The sequence below is a fragment of the Geobacillus sp. CAMR5420 genome (assembly GCF_000691465.1).
Classification (GTDB): domain Bacteria; phylum Bacillota; class Bacilli; order Bacillales; family Anoxybacillaceae; genus Geobacillus; species Geobacillus thermoleovorans.
The window spans coordinates 35,010-51,219 of sequence record NZ_JHUS01000022.1 but is presented as its reverse complement, the minus strand read 5'-3'; the positions used below and the strand labels follow the sequence as shown (position 1 = coordinate 51,219).

Sequence of the window (16,210 nt, the reverse complement as noted above, 5' to 3'; positions counted from 1 at the left end):
AAATACCTGACAGGAGGGATAGCATGAAAGACATCGTTATTGAACCATGGCTCGTCGATGAAACGACCCATGAATTTTTTATCCCTGAGTATATCATCCAGCTGGCAGAGGAAGTGCTGAAAAACTACGATTTATCCGTTCAAAACATGCAAATCGTTACGACAAAACCGGACAAGGGAGGAGCGATTTGGAAGCTCGAAACGAAATCAGGCCCGAAAAGTTTGAAGCTGCTGCACCGGAGGCCGACAAGGAGCCTATTCAGCCTAGGAGCACAAGAATATTTAGTGGAAGTGCGCAAGGCAAGAGTGCCGCCAATTGTAAAAACAAAGGATGGAAAAAGTTATGTCGAGGCAGGAGGAAAACTATGGTTTGTGGCGGAATGGATTGAACCGTTGACGCCAGTTACAAAGGATTTGGAAGGAGCAAGAAAGCTTTGTTATGCCCTTGGTGAATTCCATCGGCTAAGCAAAGGGTATGTCCCCCCAAAACAGGCGGAAATGGCTTCGCGGCTGCACAAATGGCCAAAAAACTATGAAAAAATGATTACGAAAATGAGCTGGTTTCGGAACATTGCCAAATACTACCCTGAAATGCCGGCAAGCCCACCATTATTAGAGGTAGTTGACCGATTTGAAGAACAGGCGCGAAAAGGCATGGAACGATTCCTGCAATCCAGCTATGTTGAATTCGTCAAGCAAGGAACGGCTCATTGGGGGTTGGTTCACCAAGACTACGGTTGGTCCAACGGCCAAATGGGCGCGGACGGAATGTGGATTATTGATCTCGACGGAGTTGCCTTTGACCTTCCGATTCGTGATTTACGAAAACTCATTAGCGGCACAATGGCGGATTTATACAAATGGGATGCAACATGGGTGCGGGAAATGATTCTAGCGTACCACGAAGCAAATCCAATCACACCTGAATTATACGAGCTTTTGATGATTGACTTGGCCATGCCAAACGAATTTTATAAAAATATGAAAGAAGTCGTCTATGAACCGGAAATTTTTCTCAATGAACAAACAGCACAGTTAATTCAAACGATTGTCGAAACCGACCAGTCAAAGTGGCCTGTATTGGCAGAAATCGAAAATGACTGGAAAGGAGTGGGATAAATATGAGGATTTTGATGGTTTGTACAGAAAAACTCCCCGTTCCCCCTGTACTCGGCGGAGCCATTCAAACGTATATTTCCGGCATTCTTCCACATGTAAGCCAATTCCATGATATTACCGTTTTAGGCATCAGCGATTCGTCGCTTCCCGAGCAAGAAACGATCCATGGCGTTCGCTACGTGCGCGTACCGGGAAAAATATTTGAAATATACCGGGAAAACGTTGTTCGTTATGTGGAAGCGAACAAGTTCGATCTCATCCATATCTTTAACCGCCCCCGCCTTGTTCTGCCCATCCGGCAGGCAGCGCCCGACGCCAAAATGACGTTAAGTATGCACAATGATATGTTTCAACCGGAAAAAATCGATCCAGAAGAAGCAACGGCGGCCATCGCAGAAGTGGCCTACATCGTAACCGTGAGCGATTATATTGGCAATGTCATCCGCAGTCTATATCCGCAGGCATCGCCAAAATTGCGCACGATTTATTCTGGAGTAGACAGCGAACGATTTTTGCCGGGAAATCATCCAAAAATGCAGAAAATACGCAACGACATTCGGCGGGCACATGGGTTGGAAAACAAAACGGTCATTTTGTTCGCCGGAAGGCTGTCGCGCAATAAAGGGGTCGATAAACTCATTCTAGCATTGCCGGAGCTGGCAAAAAAATTTAAAAACTTAGCCCTGGTGATTGTCGGGAGCAACTGGTTTAGCGAAAATGACATTACTGATTATGTCGCCTATGTAAGAGCACTGGCGAAACGAATGCCTGTCCCCGTTGTCACGACAGGCTTTGTCCCACCGAATGAAATCCAAAATTGGTTTGCGGCGGCTGATTTGTTTGTATGCACCTCGCAATGGCAGGAACCGTTGGCGCGCGTCCACTACGAGGCCATGGCAGCAGGCCTTCCGATCGTAACGACCGCGAGAGGCGGCAATCCGGAAGTCATTTTCGCCAATGAAAACGGCCTTATCGTAGAAAATCCGGAGGACCCAAGTGATTTTGCCAACAAGATTGCCCAAATATTATCGGATCAATCATTGATGAGAAGAATGGGAGAAAAAGGCCGGCAGCTTGCGATTTCGATCTATCATTGGGAGCGAGTCGCTTCCGAGTTATTGGAAGTTTGGGAGCAGGCGGAGAAAACAGAACAAGCTGTAGTGAGTGAAGAACAAGCAGCCGGCATGACAATAGAACCGCTGAAAGAAGATGCAACAGAACAACTGAACCGGCCAACCCCTAAAGCGGATGCAAAAGAAAAAGTCCACTCGAAAAAGAACGCGGCAGCGTCATCCGACAAAACGAAAAAGGGAAAAACCAAAAAAGAGCGTGCCATATCAATGGAAGACCATCAACAAACAGCCAAACAAAAAGAAGCTGCGGCAGAGCGAACTGAACTCGCGAAAAGCGCCCCAGCTCCTAAACAGCCCCAAACCGGCCGCCACATAAAACCTTTTACCATTGCAAGCGGCAACCAACAAACGCTGGACGCGTCGCCTAAAACGCATTTGAACCGCAAATTGGCTCAAGCGAAACATGACACCAAACATTTTACGATTGCAAGCTCACACTAACACGAATCGAAAATCGCCAACGAAGAAAATGACGGACATCCAAAATAAAAATGAGAATACACTCCCACAGCAAATGAAGGAAACAAACCCTCATCATCCTTTCCTGGCGCCGCAACGCATTCAGGCAAAGATGCGTTTCAACGCAAGGAAATGCGTTACTGCACAAACCCGATCATCGTCACCGCGAGAAGCTGCGCGCGCCCGATGACCGTTTCGTTTCCCTGTTCATCGGCGATCGTCAACTCGGTCGCCGTGCACTTCTTTAATATGCCTTCATAGCTCTTATCCTTCATGACAAATTGGCATTTCAGCGGCGGCAAATGGCCGGGCAGCTCCGCCAAAAAGGCCAGCCGCTCGTCGAGCGCCATCGCTTGGAATTCTTTTTTGGCAAAAAATTCAGTCGGTTCCTCCTCGCCGCCTCGTTCATCGTTGGAATTTCCTTCCTCTTCCTGTTGCGTTCGGCTAGTCCACATAAACGTTTCTTGCATATGCGCCGCCGCCCGCATCGCTTTTGGCTGCACAATGTAAAGCAACGGCTCCGTCTCCACAACGTTTTGTTTCCGCACGTCGATCCCCCTTTTCCATGCTTGCCTTACCTTATATATGTATGCCCGTGATCTCAATAATTGCCCAAGTCAAGCAAAAAACAGCCGCTCCATCAACAGGAACGGCTGCTCGCACGTTTTTAATATCCTAAAATGTGGTATCCCGAGTCGACGTGAATAATTTCCCCGGTGATGCCGCGCGACAAGTCGCTGAACAAAAACAGCGCCGCATCGCCGACTTCTTCTTGGGTCGTCGTCCGGCGGAGCGGAGCGCGTTCTTCGATTTGCTTTAAAATCGAGTTGAAATCGCTCACCCCTTTGGCCGACAGTGTGCGAATCGGTCCAGCGGAAATGGCATTGACGCGGATGCCGTATTTGCCTAAATCGTTCGCCAAATATTTCACGCTCGCATCAAGCGACGCTTTCGCCACACCCATAATGTTGTAGTTTTGCACGACGCGCTCGCCGCCTAAGTACGTGAGGGTGACGATGCTGCCGCCTTCCGTCATCAGCTCTTTCGCCTCGCGCGCAACCGCGGTGAGCGAATATGCGCTGATATTGTGGGCGAGCAAAAAGCCTTCGCGGCTGACGTTCATATATTCCCCGCTCAAGTCTTCTTTATTGGCGTAGGCGATGCAATGAGCGACGCCGTGGATGACGCCGACTTGTTGTTTGATTTGCGCAAAACATTGAACGATGTCTTCATCTTTTGCCACATCGCATGGCAGCAGAAGCGAACGTTCGTCCCCAAGCGTATCCACAAGCGCCCGCACCTCTTTTTCAAACCGCTCTCCGGCATACGTAAACACCAACCGAGCGCCGGCAGCGTGAAGCGAACGAGCGATGCCCCAGGCGATGCTTCGTTTGTTCGCCACCCCCATCACGACATATGTACGTCCTTCCAACGATAAGACCATTCGTTCATCCTCCCAATTATCATTTATTCTTAGCACCAGGTGTTAATTCTATTATAGGCGATGCGGCGGGCGATGTAAATGCACGCTTCCCTTTTGCCTTCCGATTCCTTCATGCTGGCGGCGGTTTTTCCCACTTTGCAAAACCGGCGCGATTCGCTAATATGGTATATGGCACATTTGAATGGAGAGGATCGTTCCATGGATCATGATCGTTTTTCCAAATCGAAGCTGGATTACCATATGCTGTTCCTTTTATTCTTGATGGCGGTCGTCAGCGCCATCGCCATCCATAGCGCAGAACCGATGCTGCCGGAGAAACTGCAAAACGTCAACTTCGCTTCGAAACAGCTGCAATGGTACGCCATCGGCGCTGTCGTGATCGCCTTGACGATGATCATTGACTATGATCGGCTGTTTCAAATCGCTTGGTATTTGTATGGATTCGGGATGTTGCTGTTGCTTGGGCTGGAATTGAACGTCCCAGGATCAGTAACCATTAAGGGGGCGACGAGCTGGTATCATCTACCTGGAGGCAACTTTCAACCATCCGAGCTGATGAAAATTTTTATGATCATCGTCCTAAGTCGCATCATCGTCAACCATCGGGAAAAATATCCCGAACCGACGATCAGCGATGATTTTAAATTGCTTGGCAAAATCGCTTTGACCGTCTTGCCGCCGCTTATTTTGCTCGCCAAGCAGCCGGACATGGGCATGTCGATGGTGTTTATGGCCATCACCGCCACCTTGGTGCTCGTTTCCGGCATCCGCTGGCGCATCATTTTCGGCATTGTCCTTTCCGGTGTAACAATGGTGGCAGTCGTTGTGTTCATTTTCTTTTATTTTCCTGATTTCTTCCATAAGTACATTATTAAAGAAGATTACCAGTTGAACCGGTTTTACGGCTGGCTGGCTCCATATGAATATTCCAACGAACAAGGCTTCCAGCTCATCCGTTCGCTTATGGCCATTGGGTCAGGGGAACTGTATGGGAAAGGATTGGGCAACTTACAAGTCTATTTGCCGGAGGCGCACACAGACTTTGTGTTTGGCGTCATCTCAGAACAGTTCGGATTTGTCGGCTCAAGCATCGTCGTGTCTCTCTTTTTCCTGCTCATTTATCGCATGATCCATATTGCCTTGGAGAGCAACGATTTATATGGCAGCTATTTATGCGCCGGCGTCGCGGGCATGATTACGTTCCAAGTGTTCCAAAACATTGGCATGACGATTGGACTTTTGCCGATCACGGGGTTGCCGCTTCCGTTCATCAGCTATGGAGGAAGCTCGCTGGCGACTTATATGCTGGCGATCGGCCTCGTCTTAAACGTTCATTCGCGAACGCGGAAGTTTATGTTCGCAAGCGATGAATAAAGCCGCTTGCTGTGTCCGCAGGCGGCGTTTTTTGTCGCCATCAAGCTCAACTCCACTTCTTTGTTTCCTGGCCGCGGGCTCCGCCGTTTGGGCGTTGCCCCCGCAAAAGCCGCGATGAGACGGGCAAAACCGCCGCATCTTTTCTTTTCCTGACTGAACGGACATACTGGTAGTACAACCATTATGGCGAGAAAGGAGCACATTCGATGCAAGTGGACATCATCGGCGACATTCATGGCTGCTTCCGTGAATTCGCCGCATTGACGGAAACACTCGGCTACCATTGGGACGAAGGGGTGCCGATTCATCCCGACGGACGAAAGCTCGGCTTCGTCGGCGATTTGACCGACCGCGGTCCTGAATCGCTGAACATGATCGAGATCGTCTGCGCCCTTGTTGAGCGAAATTTGGCTTACTACGTGCCAGGCAACCATTGCAATAAGCTGTACCGCTTTTTTTTAGGACGAAACGTGCAAATCGCCCACGGGCTTGAGACGACCGTCTCCGAGTACCGCACCTTGCCTCCAAGCGAACAGGAGATGATCCGCCGCAAGTTCATCCGCCTGTATGAACAGGCGCCGCTGTATGCGGTGCTCGATGAGGGGCGCCTTGTCATCGCCCACGCCGGCATCCGTCACGACTATATCGGGCGGACGGACAAAAAAGTCAAGACGTTCGTCCTGTACGGGGACATCACCGGCGAAATGAACCAGGACGGGACGCCGGTGCGCCGCGACTGGGCGAAACGGTATCACGGCAGCGCATGGGTTGTATATGGCCACACGCCGGTCGAAAAACCGCGGTTTGTCGGGCGGACGGTCAACATCGACACCGGCTGCGTATTCGGCGGCGCGCTGACCGCCTTGCGCTATCCGGAAATGGAAACGGTCTCCGTTCCTTCCTCGATGCCGTTCGTTCCGGAAAAATTCCGCACGTTCTCCTAATCAGCGCACCGTCTGCGCGTTGCCTCGATGAGGAGCTCCATATCGTCAGGAAGCGGGGCGGAACATGTATACCAGCGCCCGGCAAACGGATGAAAAAACGACAGCTGCCGGCTATGAAGCGCCTGGCGGCCGATCATCTCCCGGCTCCCGCCGTACAGTTCATCGCCGGCGAGCGGGTGGCCGAGATAAGCCAAATGGACGCGGATTTGGTGCGTGCGCCCCGTCTCCAGCCGGAGCGAAACGTATGTATAGCCATAAAGCCGCTCAAGTACACGAAAATGAGTGACAGCCGGCTTCCCGTCTTCCCGCACTTCGCGAGCAATGATGCTGTCGCTTTGGCGGCCGATGGGGGCGTCAATCGTCCCTTCATCCTCGACGATGACGCCATGGCAAATGGCCTCATACGTGCGCACAACGTGCCCTTTTTGCTGCAATGCCGACAACAAATGATGAACGTGGCGGTGCTTGGCGACGAGCACGAGCCCGGACGTGTCGCGGTCAAGCCGGGTGACGATATGGACGGTCGAGTCGAGCTGCTGCTTTCGATAATGGTGAAGCAAGCCATTGGCGAGCGTCCCGCCCGGATGGTGGCGCGACGGAATCGTCGCCAATCCCGCTGGTTTGTTGACAACAAGGACGTAATCGTCTTCATACAGAATGTCAAGCGGCATCGCTTCTGCGTCCATCCAATCGCTTGTCCGCTCCGGCGGAAAGACAACCGACAGCGTCTCGCCGGCGCGCAGCACATGGCGGACGGTGACGGGCCGACCGTCAACCAACAGCGCCCCGCCATGGAATTTAATATCGGTAAGCGCCGTCCGCGAAATGCCGTTCTCTTGCAAAAACTGGCGCAGCAGCTTTCCGTCGTGCTGTTCATCGATGGAAAAGGTCATGGTAAACGGCGGCAATGTTCGTCACCTTTCTGATCAAAAATCTCCGTCTTGCTCATCGTGTTCCATCCACTTTCCTTTGGCGCCGCGAAAACGGAATCGGCATCCGCGCCAAAAGACCATCACCTCGCCGCAAACGGGAAGCGTTGCCTAACCAAGGAGGCGGGCTTTCCCTCAGTCAGCGATAAACGAGTCGCGCACCCGCCGCCAAAACGGAAACGGCCGAAAGCGGGCGAAACGCACCTTTTCATCGGCCACCCGGCATTGAATCGACTTCACTTCTTTATGCAACAGTGACAAATGGTCGATCGTAATTTGAAAATCGACGTGGTTGACCGGCTTGAGTAAACACGTATGGTGCGCCGGCAGCACGAGCGGCGAACCGATTGTCCGAAACACGCGGTTGTTGATCGACGCCATCTCGGTCACTTGAATCGCCTCAAGCGAAGGATGCAAAATCGCGCCACCGAGCGCTTTATTGTAAGCCGTGCTGCCGGTCGGCGTCGAAATGCACAACCCGTCGCCGCGGAACCGCTCAAACAAGTCGCCGCGAATCTCGACATCCATCACGAGCGTCCCGCTGACGCACTTGACTGTGCATTCATTGAGCGCTAAATACTTTGCCTCGCTTCCGCCGTTGAGATAGCGGATCGTCACCTCAAGGAGCGGGTATTCGACCACTTGGTACGGCGTCTTGGCGATGGCGATGACGAGCTTTTCGAGTTCCTCCGGCACCCAGTCCGCGTAAAAGCCGAGATGGCCAGTATGGACTCCGACAAACGCCGTCTTGTCCAACCGATGGCAATAGCGATGGAACGCATACAACAGCGTTCCATCACCGCCAACCGAAATGACGAGATCAGGTTCCTCTTCATCGTAACGCAAGTCAAAGTCAAGCAAATACGTTTTCATTTTTTGCGCCAGAGCGTTTGATATGTCGTCGCCTTTGGACGTGATGGCGAACACGAGCGGCGCGTCCGTCCGTTTCATTGCCCTTCTCCTTTTGCTTCTTGTTTTCGAGAAAAAGCAGCCTGCGCTTCTTGAATTTCAAAGCGGATTTTCGACATCTCCTCATCGAGGCGATAGGCCGCCTCCGCGGCGCGCTGCAACCGAACTTTGATATCTTCGGGGAAACGCCCGCTGTACTTATAGTTCAACGAATGCTCAATCGTCGCCCAAAAGTTCATCGCCAACGTTCGAATTTGAATCTCCGCCAAGATGTTTTTTTCACCGCGGATCGTCTGCACTGGATAGCGGATGACGACATGGTACGAGCGGTAGCCGCTCTCTTTTTTTTGCGTGATGTAATCGCGTTCTTCGACAATCGTAAAATCGTTGCGCTGGCGCAATAGCTCGACGACGGTCTTAATGTCATCGACAAACTGGCACATGATGCGCAGCCCCGCAATATCTTGCATCTCTTCCTCGAGACGGTCGAGCGGGATGTTTTTCTTTTGCGCCTTATCCAAAATGCTGGCAACTGGCTTCACCCGTCCGGTGACAAACTCAATCGGCGAGTGCGCTTCAATCATCTCGAATTGGGCGCGAATACCCCTTAGCTTCACTTTCAGCTCCTCAACCGCCTGCTTATACGGGGCTAAAAACAAATCCCAATGGTTGACCATCGTACCACCTGCCTACATGTTTTCGATCTCCCGCGGCTTACGTCAAGAGAGCGCAACCGCGCCTCTTTCTTGCTGCTCGATGCGAATTCACCGGGCCGCTCCCTGTTCGAACGCGCCGGAAAGGGAAAACCCCCGGCTTATTGCTCAAAAAACACGTCTTGCACCGCCTGTTCAAGCGCCTCGCCATAGTTGGCGTTGCCGCGAATATTTTCAAGCAAATAAGACAGTTCATCGTGAAACTGTTCAAGCTCAAGCGTCCTCTCTCCACATCGAAGCCAGACCGGCTCCTTGGCGTCAAGCGCCGCCTTTAGCTCAGGCCACCACGGCTTCGGAATCATGACATATAGAAAGCGGTCATCGGTTTCCAAAATGTACGCAAACGCCAACGCATCCGAATCGACAAGCATATGGCGTTTCGGCGTTACGCGGGCAAGCGGAACCGGAGCATCATTGACATACAGCCAAAGCCGGCCGCCTTCCCGCTCCGCCCGCTCGACGATCCATTTTTCGTTCATGTTTTCTCTCCTTCCGCATCAACCATCCGCCCTTTATTTTACCATATTCACCCTATACAGGCGAAATAATTGATATTCGCCGGAAAACAGCTGATAATAGAGGGAGACGACTATCCTGTCTGAAGGGGATTCACGATGCATCAAGAAATCGAAATCGAATTAAAAAACTTGTTAACAGCAGCGGAGTTTGCTGCCGTCCGCGCCGCCTTCCGCCTTGATGATGGCGCTTTCTTCCGCCAGGAAAACCATTACTTTGACACCCCGTCATTCGCCCTGAAAGAACGAGCGGCAGCGCTGCGCATCCGGGCGAAAGAGGGACGCCTGACCTTGACGCTGAAACAAATGCGGGCGGACGGGACCATTTTGGAAATCCATGAGCCGCTTTCGCTGTCTGAAGCGGAAGCGTTGCTTGCTGGTATAGCGGCGCCGCGCGGGGCGATCGCCGATTTGCTTGCAGAACTGGGCATCAACCCACACGAGGTGCGCTGCTTTGGCTCCCTTGTCACCGACCGAGCCGAATGGCCGCATGAAGGCGGCACGCTATGCCTTGACCATAACTGTTACTTGCAAAGCGAAGATTACGAACTTGAATATGAAGTGGATCACGTGGAAGCGGGTGAAAAGCGGTTTTTGCGCCTGCTTGAGGCGCTCGGCATCCCGCGCCGCCCGGCGCCAAACAAAATCGCCCGCTTTTACGCCCGCATGAAAGAAATGGAGGAAAGACGATGACCGTTTCGCCATTAAAGCTGCTCATCGAATGGCAGGCGCTCCATGCGTTCTCACCCGGACGCTCCAGCCTGTTGCCATCGCCGGTGCCATCCTTGTTTTCAAGCTTGCTTGCCGAATCTCTCAGCCGCGGTGAGGAATCTTCTGCCGAGGCGCCTCAAGCTGCCCTAAGCGGTCAGCCCCCGGCGCCCGCCGGCCATCGCAGCGCCCCGCTCGAACATGAAGCGGGTGCTGCAACCAACTCATCTTCTTCCATCGATGCTTTCATCGCGGCGGCAGCGGAAAAATACGATGTTGACCCGCAGCTCATCCGCGCCGTCATTCGCCATGAGTCAAATTTCCGTCCCGATGCGAAAAGCCCGGCTGGAGCGCTTGGACTCATGCAGCTCATGCCAAGCACGGCAAAAATGCTCGGCGTCCACAACCCGCTTGATCCGGCGCAAAACATCGACGGCGGCGTAAAATATTTGCGCCAGCTCCTTGACCGGTACAGCGGCAATATCACTCTCGCCTTAGCCGCCTACAACGCCGGGCCCGGGCACGTCGACCGCTATGGGGGCGTGCCCCCATTTGCCGAAACGCGGGCGTATGTCGAACGCGTGTTGAAAAGCTACCGCACATAAACGAGCGGCGCTCGAGTCACTTTGTTTGAGATCCATGCGTGCTGTTGATAAAATAGCAATCAAACGACAACGAATGATTTTCAAACAAAAGGAGCATCCGCGATGGGTGAACAATGGCAAACTCTTTATGAGGCGATCGGCGGAGAGGAGACGGTTGCGAAACTTGTCGAAGCATTTTACCGTCGCGTGGCCGCGCATCCGGACTTGCGGCCCATTTTCCCTGACGATTTGACGGAAACCGCCCGCAAGCAAAAACAGTTTTTAACACAATATTTAGGCGGCCCCCCTCTTTACACGGCAGAGCATGGACACCCCATGCTGAGGGCGCGCCATCTCCGCTTTGAAATCACGCCGAAGCGGGCGGAAGCGTGGCTTGCCTGCATGCGGGCAGCCATGGACGAAATCGGCTTGTCCGGGCCGGCGCGCGAACAGTTTTATCACCGGCTCGTACTCACCGCCCATCATATGGTCAATACCCCAGATCATCTGGACAGAAAGGAGCATACCCTTGAGTGAGAAGTTTGCTGGGAAGACGACATCAACTTGCTACCCTTCCCAGCCGCTAGGCAACACGAACAAACCGCTCGAGCTGTATTTGTTTATCGATCCTTTATGCCCGGAATGCTGGGGGCTTGAACCAGTCATCAAAAAACTGACGATCGAATACGGCCGTTTTTTTACCTTAAGGCACATATTGAGCGGAACATGGGCGACATGGAGCGCGCGCAAAGGAACGAAGCCGGAGGCAATGGCCAAAGCGTGGGAGTGGGCGGCGAACCGCACCGGCATGTCATGCGACGGCAGCGTTTGGCTCGAAAACCCGATTTCGAGCCCGTTCGCCCCATCGCTCGCCATTAAAGCGGCGGAAATGCAAGGAAAGCGGGCTGGCCTTCGCTTTTTGCGCAAGCTGCAAGAACAGCTCTTTCTCGAAAAACAAAATGTCGCCGATTTGTCGGTGCTCGCCGAATGCGCCGTCAAAGCGGGCTTGGATGTCGATGAATTTTTGCGCGACATGCACTCGCCGGGAGCGGCGAAAGCGTTCCAATGCGATTTAAAAATCACCTCGGAAATGGACGTTGACGAAATTCCGACGCTTGTGTTGTTTAATGAAAACATTGAAGACGAAGGCATTAAAATTTCCGGATGCTATCCGTACGACATCTACGTCGAATTGATCGCTGAAATGCTCGGCTTCCATCCTGAACCGTCCTCTCCTCCTCCGCTGGAATCATTTTTAAGCCATTTTAAATTCGTCGCCACAAAGGAAGTTGCCGTTGTGTACAACTGGACGATCCAAGAAGCGGAAACGGAAATGAAAAAGCTGCAGCTAAAGCAAAAAGTGGAGCGGGTGCCCGTCAAACACGGAACATTTTGGCGCTATATCGATGATTCCCGTCCCTAGCAGCAGGGATGGGCGCAAGAAAAAGCCCGGCTGACGCCGGGCTTTTTCTTGTTGCCAAGACAACAAAGGGGATGGGAGAAATTGTTCACGGTCAAACAAAGGGGTATCAGGTTTTGTCTTCCGTTCACGTTTTTATCTTACCAAACGTCCAACTAAATTGGCAACCCGTTTGCTCGTTTGTTCACATTATTGTCATAATTCGCCCTGCGTCATGATCAGGCAGACAAACAGCATATAATCAACTAGGCTCTTCACCAAAAGTTGTACTTGATTTTTTCTGAACATACCCTATTTACGCTTGTGAGGGAAAATCAACAAATCAGTGATTTTTGCACATCTTTGTGCAGGAAACCGTATTGCTTGTCAAATACATGTTGTGGTGAAGAGCCATCAACTAAAGCAAATGGGAAGAGGTGGCCATCGCCATGAAGCAGCGCATCGTCTTATCCCTTTGGGCGGCGGCATCCACTGCCGCCTTTATTCTGAACTTGTTGGGCCTCATGCAGCTCCTTCCGCTTTGGGCGACCATGCCGCTTTTGTTTCTCTCCTTGCTTGGATTGGCAGCGACATGGAACCGCCGCCATCAGTTTCGTGGATTTCCGTCCAAACGAATGCGGCTGTAGCGCCGCATTCGTTTCATTTCTCAAGCAGCCGTTCCATCTCATCAAGCTTCTCCGCAAACACTTGGCACGCTTGGCGGATCGGCTCGGCGCTCGTCATGTCGACGCCGGCTTTTTTCAACACTTCAATCGGGTAATCAGAGCTGCCGGCTTTCAAAAAGTCGATGTACCGTCTCACCGCCGGTTCGCCTTCTTCCAAAATTTGTTTACTGAGTGCAGTCGCCGCGCTGAAGCCGGTTGCGTATTGGTACACGTAGTAGTTGTAATAAAAATGCGGAATGCGCGCCCACTCGAGGCCGATTTCTTTGTCCACGACAATATCATCGCCAAAATACGTTTTATTTAAGTCGTAATAAAGGGCGCTCAACGTTTCGGCCGTCAACGCTTCGCCTTGTTGCGCCTTCAAATGGATCAAATGCTCAAACTCCGCGAACATCGTCTGGCGAAAAACCGTGCCGCGGAACCCCTCAAGATAATGGTTGAGCAAATAGAGCCGCTTTTTCTCATCATCGATCGTTCTCAGCAAGTAGTCGTTCAACAGCGCCTCATTGCACGTCGACGCCACTTCGGCGACGAAAATTGAATAATGCGCATATGGATACGGCTGCGTTTTGCGCGTATAGTAGCTGTGCACCGAATGGCCAAACTCATGCACAAGTGTAAACAAATTGTTCACATTGTCCTGCCAGTTGAGCAAAATGTACGGATGGGTGCCGTACGCTCCCGACGAATAGGCGCCGCTTCGCTTTCCTTTGTTTTCGCGCACATCGACCCAACGGTTGTCAAGACCTTCTTTCACGATCGCCACATATTCCTCGCCAAGCGGCGCGAGCCCTTCAAGCATATATTGCTTCGCTTCCTCGTAGGTCACTTCCATTTTCACTTCTTGCACAAGCGGCGTGTACAAATCGTACATATGCAGCTCATCAAGCCCAAGCACTCGTTTGCGCAGCCGCACGTACCGATGCAACAGCGGCAAATGTTCGTGAATCGCGGCGATTAGATTGTCATAGACGCTCTCCGGAATGTTGTTCGCATCCAACGCCGCTTCTCGCGCCGAACGGTAGCGGCGGATGCGGGCGAAAAAGTTGTCTTTTTTCACCGTGCCGGCAAGCATATTGGCGAACGTATTTTGAAACTTCTCATACGTATGGTATACGGCGTAAAACGCATCGCGGCGGACGCGGCGGTCCGTGCTTTCTAAAAAGCGGATGAACCGGCCGTGCGTGACTTCGACTTCCTCGCGGTTTTCATCGATGATCGTCGGAAACGTCAAATCAGCGTTGTTCAACGCGCTGAACGTGTCGGATGTCGCCTGCATCACCTCGGCTGCCTGCGCCAAGATCGCCTCCTCTTCTGCCGACAGCACGTGCGGGCGCTGGCGCGTAATTTCGTCTAACGCGTGCGCATACAAGCGAAGCGGCTCGTATTGTTCCAAAAACGAGCGCAGCACCGCTTCATCGATCGCCAAAATTTCCGGCACGATAAACGCCATCGCGCTCGATGCTTCGCTGTACAAGCTTTTCGCCCGGGCGTCGAGCCCTTGGTAAAACGAGTTGGTCGTATCTTGATCATAGCGCATATGGGCGTATGTATACAGCTTGCCGAGGCGCATCGATACGTCATCTTGGCATTGCAATGCTTCATACAGCACTTCCGGCGATTCGCCAAGCCGCCCTTTGTATTCGCCAAGCTTTGGAATCATTGCCTTCACTTGTTTGAATTCTTCTTCCCAGGCGTCATCGGTGGGAAAAATGTCCTCAAGCCGCCACGTTTCTTCCACAGGAATCTCGCTTCGCAGCGGCAGCGACTTTTTCGCTTTCTTTTCCTCCACCGTCATCATTCCTCCTTATACAAATAATCGATACACGAATTATTATTCACCATTCCGTTCATCTTTTCCTGTTTTCTGCTCATTTTTTCCACTCTCCCGAACTCAAGTGTTGACCAATAGCAGCTAAGCGCCGACGTTTGGTGAATTTGCTCAAGAAGCGCAGCATCTTGATGAATCATCTGATCGACGGTCGACGGAAACGACAGCGGCTTCACCAAATGAAGCTGGTCGCCCTCTTCGCGGCGGAGATAGCCGAGCAGGCTCAACCAATGCAAATACTCGCCGACGGCCTCACGATACGTATCCCGGCCGACAAGCGGCAGCCGGCGCGGAACGAGGCGGCCGGTGCGGATTTTGTCGTCGAGCCACTGAAATAAAGATACTGCCGTTGCCGGCCGTCCGGTCTTTCCAAGAAGAAACAAAAGGACATACGTTTGCCAAATGAACGGCGCCGTCTCCCATAAATACCCCCGCGGCACTGGCCAGCCTGCTTCGGTCGGAAACAGTGACGGAACGATGCCCGCCTGGTAAAAATCAGCACAAATGCGGCGCACGGTTTGGTTCGGATAAAGCGGAAACGTCCGCCGCCATTGTTTTTTTCGTTCGAGCCATCGCTCCCAAAACTCGGATGGAAGCGGCAGCGGGCAGGGGGCCATCCAATCGGGGAACGAAAACGACGAAAGCGGAATCGAATCGACCGCGGCCAATGTTCGCTGCACCGATAGCGGCAACGGGCGAAAAAGACGGATAAAGCGTTTCGTCTCTGGACTGTAGTACCATATATGTGGAACGACTGAATGTGGAGCGCGATGGGCAAACAACCATTGAAACCGGGAGAGCTGCACTTCCCCCGAATATTTTGGCGAACGCCGCAAATGATGGGCTCCTAACACCCACAACGGGCGGATGCCAAGGAGACGGTAGCCGTCATTGCGTTCGCGAAACAGCGATTCATCGATCGTGGAACATTGGTATTCGAGGGCATAAAGGTGTGGGCCATGGCGGAACAATACGTCAGGACGCTGCTTGATGGCGGGCAAATACGGCTCGAGCTTCGCCTCCATGCCTTGGCGAATGAGCCACGCGAACAAGTCTCGCTTCCCAGTTAAGTGACGCTCCGACTCCGGTTCGTGCTCGACCGGGCAGGCCGCCCCTTTTCGATGGGCGAAATGCGGCAAACGGTAGCGGCCCGACCGGAGCACCACTTCTTGACGGCACGCGGGACAAAAAAACGGTTCCTGTCGTTTCAGGCGCATCAGCCCCTCTCGTTCCCATCTTTCCGCCCCGGCAAGCGAAACCGTCCTGCCATCAGCGGCGAGAGCGACAAACAACATGATCACTTCCTTTCCAGTAAAAAATAGTTGTCCGTGAGCGGGAACAGCTGGAATTGTTCTCTGCTGCCCCCCTTCACCGTTCGGTTCTTCCCTTTTATTCGTTGACCATCGCCGGTTTTCCTGCCCAAAGCCAAACTGCGTCGAAAAAAGTCCGCCGATTCGGCGGACT

The 16,210-nt window shown here is 52.5% G+C and carries 17 protein-coding genes; 9 read left to right on the top strand and 8 right to left on the bottom strand.

The window, feature by feature from the left end; all coding sequences use genetic code 11:
* Nucleotides 1-23: 23 nt before the first annotated feature.
* A complete protein-coding gene (locus tag DI44_RS12015; protein WP_014195186.1) occupies nt 24-1,118 on the top strand; it encodes a CotS family spore coat protein in 1,095 nt (364 codons plus the stop codon).
* Between the two features lie 2 nt (nt 1,119-1,120).
* Nucleotides 1,121-2,692, top strand: coding sequence for a glycosyltransferase family 4 protein (locus DI44_RS12020; protein WP_033024901.1), 1,572 nt, complete (start codon nt 1,121-1,123; stop codon nt 2,690-2,692).
* Nucleotides 2,693-2,847: 155 nt separating this feature from the next.
* Here DI44_RS12020 and DI44_RS12025 read toward each other — a convergent pair whose 3' ends face one another.
* Both DI44_RS12025 and fabI read right to left on the bottom strand, forming a co-directional pair.
* The gene (locus tag DI44_RS12025) at nt 2,848-3,258 is read right to left on the bottom strand and encodes a CotO family spore coat protein (RefSeq protein WP_011230336.1); all 411 of its coding nucleotides are present in this window, start codon (nt 3,256-3,258) and stop codon (nt 2,848-2,850) included.
* A gap of 119 nt (nt 3,259-3,377) precedes the next feature.
* Nucleotides 3,378-4,154 (bottom strand): enoyl-ACP reductase FabI, encoded by a 777-nt coding sequence (gene fabI, locus DI44_RS12030; RefSeq protein ID WP_015374168.1) that lies wholly within the window; start codon nt 4,152-4,154, stop codon nt 3,378-3,380.
* Nucleotides 4,155-4,352: 198 nt separating this feature from the next.
* Here fabI and DI44_RS12035 point away from each other — a divergent pair, with 198 nt between their 5' ends.
* On the top strand, nt 4,353-5,528 hold the full coding sequence (locus DI44_RS12035) for an FtsW/RodA/SpoVE family cell cycle protein (RefSeq protein ID WP_011230334.1): 1,176 nt from the start codon (nt 4,353-4,355) through the stop codon (nt 5,526-5,528).
* A 206-nt stretch (nt 5,529-5,734) separates the two neighbouring features.
* Complete coding sequence (prpE, locus tag DI44_RS12040; protein ID WP_033024900.1) at nt 5,735-6,472, top strand: bis(5'-nucleosyl)-tetraphosphatase PrpE; 738 nt, start codon at nt 5,735-5,737, stop codon at nt 6,470-6,472.
* Here the strand turns inward: prpE and DI44_RS12045 are convergent.
* The 4 genes from DI44_RS12045 to DI44_RS12060 all read right to left on the bottom strand — a co-directional run bounded on the left by DI44_RS12045 (nt 6,469) and on the right by DI44_RS12060 (nt 9,502).
* Nucleotides 6,469-7,380, bottom strand: a complete 912-nt coding sequence (locus DI44_RS12045; RefSeq protein WP_011230332.1) for an RluA family pseudouridine synthase — start codon at nt 7,378-7,380, stop codon at nt 6,469-6,471. The two genes, prpE and DI44_RS12045, sit on opposite strands and share 4 nt — an antisense overlap.
* A 156-nt stretch (nt 7,381-7,536) precedes the next feature.
* Nucleotides 7,537-8,352 carry an NAD kinase gene (locus tag DI44_RS12050; protein WP_011230331.1) on the bottom strand — a complete coding sequence of 272 codons (816 nt, stop codon included), beginning with the start codon at nt 8,350-8,352 and terminating at the stop codon, nt 7,537-7,539.
* Nucleotides 8,349-8,987 (bottom strand): GTP pyrophosphokinase family protein, encoded by a 639-nt coding sequence (locus DI44_RS12055; RefSeq protein WP_011230330.1) that lies wholly within the window; start codon nt 8,985-8,987, stop codon nt 8,349-8,351. The genes DI44_RS12050 and DI44_RS12055 overlap by 4 nt, the downstream gene beginning before the upstream one ends.
* Nucleotides 8,988-9,124: 137 nt before the next feature.
* Nucleotides 9,125-9,502 (bottom strand): hypothetical protein, encoded by a 378-nt coding sequence (locus DI44_RS12060; protein WP_020278707.1) that lies wholly within the window; start codon nt 9,500-9,502, stop codon nt 9,125-9,127.
* Between the two features lie 135 nt (nt 9,503-9,637).
* On the opposite strand from DI44_RS12060, the gene DI44_RS12065 reads away from it, so the two are divergent.
* From DI44_RS12065 to DI44_RS12085, 5 genes are all read left to right on the top strand, one after another.
* Nucleotides 9,638-10,231 (top strand): CYTH domain-containing protein, encoded by a 594-nt coding sequence (locus DI44_RS12065; RefSeq protein ID WP_033024899.1) that lies wholly within the window; start codon nt 9,638-9,640, stop codon nt 10,229-10,231.
* Nucleotides 10,228-10,851 (top strand): lytic transglycosylase domain-containing protein, encoded by a 624-nt coding sequence (locus DI44_RS12070; RefSeq protein WP_033024898.1) that lies wholly within the window; start codon nt 10,228-10,230, stop codon nt 10,849-10,851. The genes DI44_RS12065 and DI44_RS12070 overlap by 4 nt, the downstream gene beginning before the upstream one ends.
* A 102-nt stretch (nt 10,852-10,953) precedes the next feature.
* Nucleotides 10,954-11,367 carry a hypothetical protein gene (locus tag DI44_RS12075; RefSeq protein WP_011230326.1) on the top strand — a complete coding sequence of 138 codons (414 nt, stop codon included), beginning with the start codon at nt 10,954-10,956 and terminating at the stop codon, nt 11,365-11,367.
* Nucleotides 11,360-12,253 carry a ClpXP adapter protein SpxH gene (gene spxH / locus DI44_RS12080; RefSeq protein WP_011230325.1) on the top strand — a complete coding sequence of 298 codons (894 nt, stop codon included), beginning with the start codon at nt 11,360-11,362 and terminating at the stop codon, nt 12,251-12,253. Before DI44_RS12075 ends, spxH begins: the two co-directional genes overlap by 8 nt.
* A 425-nt stretch (nt 12,254-12,678) precedes the next feature.
* Entirely contained in the window at nt 12,679-12,876 is a 198-nt protein-coding gene (locus DI44_RS12085) for a hypothetical protein (RefSeq protein WP_011230324.1), read from the top strand.
* Nucleotides 12,877-12,889: 13 nt separating this feature from the next.
* On the opposite strand, the gene pepF is transcribed toward DI44_RS12085, so the two are convergent.
* Together pepF and DI44_RS12095 are read right to left on the bottom strand one after the other, a co-directional pair.
* Complete coding sequence (gene pepF, locus DI44_RS12090; RefSeq protein ID WP_021321880.1) at nt 12,890-14,713, bottom strand: oligoendopeptidase F; 1,824 nt, start codon at nt 14,711-14,713, stop codon at nt 12,890-12,892.
* A complete protein-coding gene (locus DI44_RS12095; protein WP_011230322.1) occupies nt 14,713-16,041 on the bottom strand; it encodes a competence protein CoiA family protein in 1,329 nt (442 codons plus the stop codon). The genes pepF and DI44_RS12095 overlap by 1 nt, the downstream gene beginning before the upstream one ends.
* Nucleotides 16,042-16,210 lie beyond the last annotated feature (169 nt).

Bases quoted from the DNA above. Each gene is read 5' to 3' on its own strand.
- DI44_RS12015 (WP_014195186.1), top strand. From the start codon at position 24: ATGAAAGACATCGTTATTGAACCATGGCTCGTCGATGAAACGACCCAT.
- prpE (WP_033024900.1), top strand. From the start codon at position 5,735: ATGCAAGTGGACATCATCGGCGACATTCATGGCTGCTTCCGTGAATTC.
- DI44_RS12070 (WP_033024898.1), top strand. From the start codon at position 10,228: ATGACCGTTTCGCCATTAAAGCTGCTCATCGAATGGCAGGCGCTCCAT.
- fabI (WP_015374168.1), bottom strand. From the start codon at position 4,154: ATGGTCTTATCGTTGGAAGGACGTACATATGTCGTGATGGGGGTGGCG.
- DI44_RS12035 (WP_011230334.1), top strand. From the start codon at position 4,353: ATGGATCATGATCGTTTTTCCAAATCGAAGCTGGATTACCATATGCTG.
- DI44_RS12085 (WP_011230324.1), top strand. From the start codon at position 12,679: ATGAAGCAGCGCATCGTCTTATCCCTTTGGGCGGCGGCATCCACTGCC.
- DI44_RS12020 (WP_033024901.1), top strand. From the start codon at position 1,121: ATGAGGATTTTGATGGTTTGTACAGAAAAACTCCCCGTTCCCCCTGTA.
- DI44_RS12055 (WP_011230330.1), bottom strand. From the start codon at position 8,987: ATGGTCAACCATTGGGATTTGTTTTTAGCCCCGTATAAGCAGGCGGTT.
- pepF (WP_021321880.1), bottom strand. From the start codon at position 14,713: ATGACGGTGGAGGAAAAGAAAGCGAAAAAGTCGCTGCCGCTGCGAAGC.
- DI44_RS12075 (WP_011230326.1), top strand. From the start codon at position 10,954: ATGGGTGAACAATGGCAAACTCTTTATGAGGCGATCGGCGGAGAGGAG.
- DI44_RS12050 (WP_011230331.1), bottom strand. From the start codon at position 8,352: ATGAAACGGACGGACGCGCCGCTCGTGTTCGCCATCACGTCCAAAGGC.
- DI44_RS12065 (WP_033024899.1), top strand. From the start codon at position 9,638: ATGCATCAAGAAATCGAAATCGAATTAAAAAACTTGTTAACAGCAGCG.
- DI44_RS12060 (WP_020278707.1), bottom strand. From the start codon at position 9,502: ATGAACGAAAAATGGATCGTCGAGCGGGCGGAGCGGGAAGGCGGCCGG.
- DI44_RS12095 (WP_011230322.1), bottom strand. From the start codon at position 16,041: ATGTTGTTTGTCGCTCTCGCCGCTGATGGCAGGACGGTTTCGCTTGCC.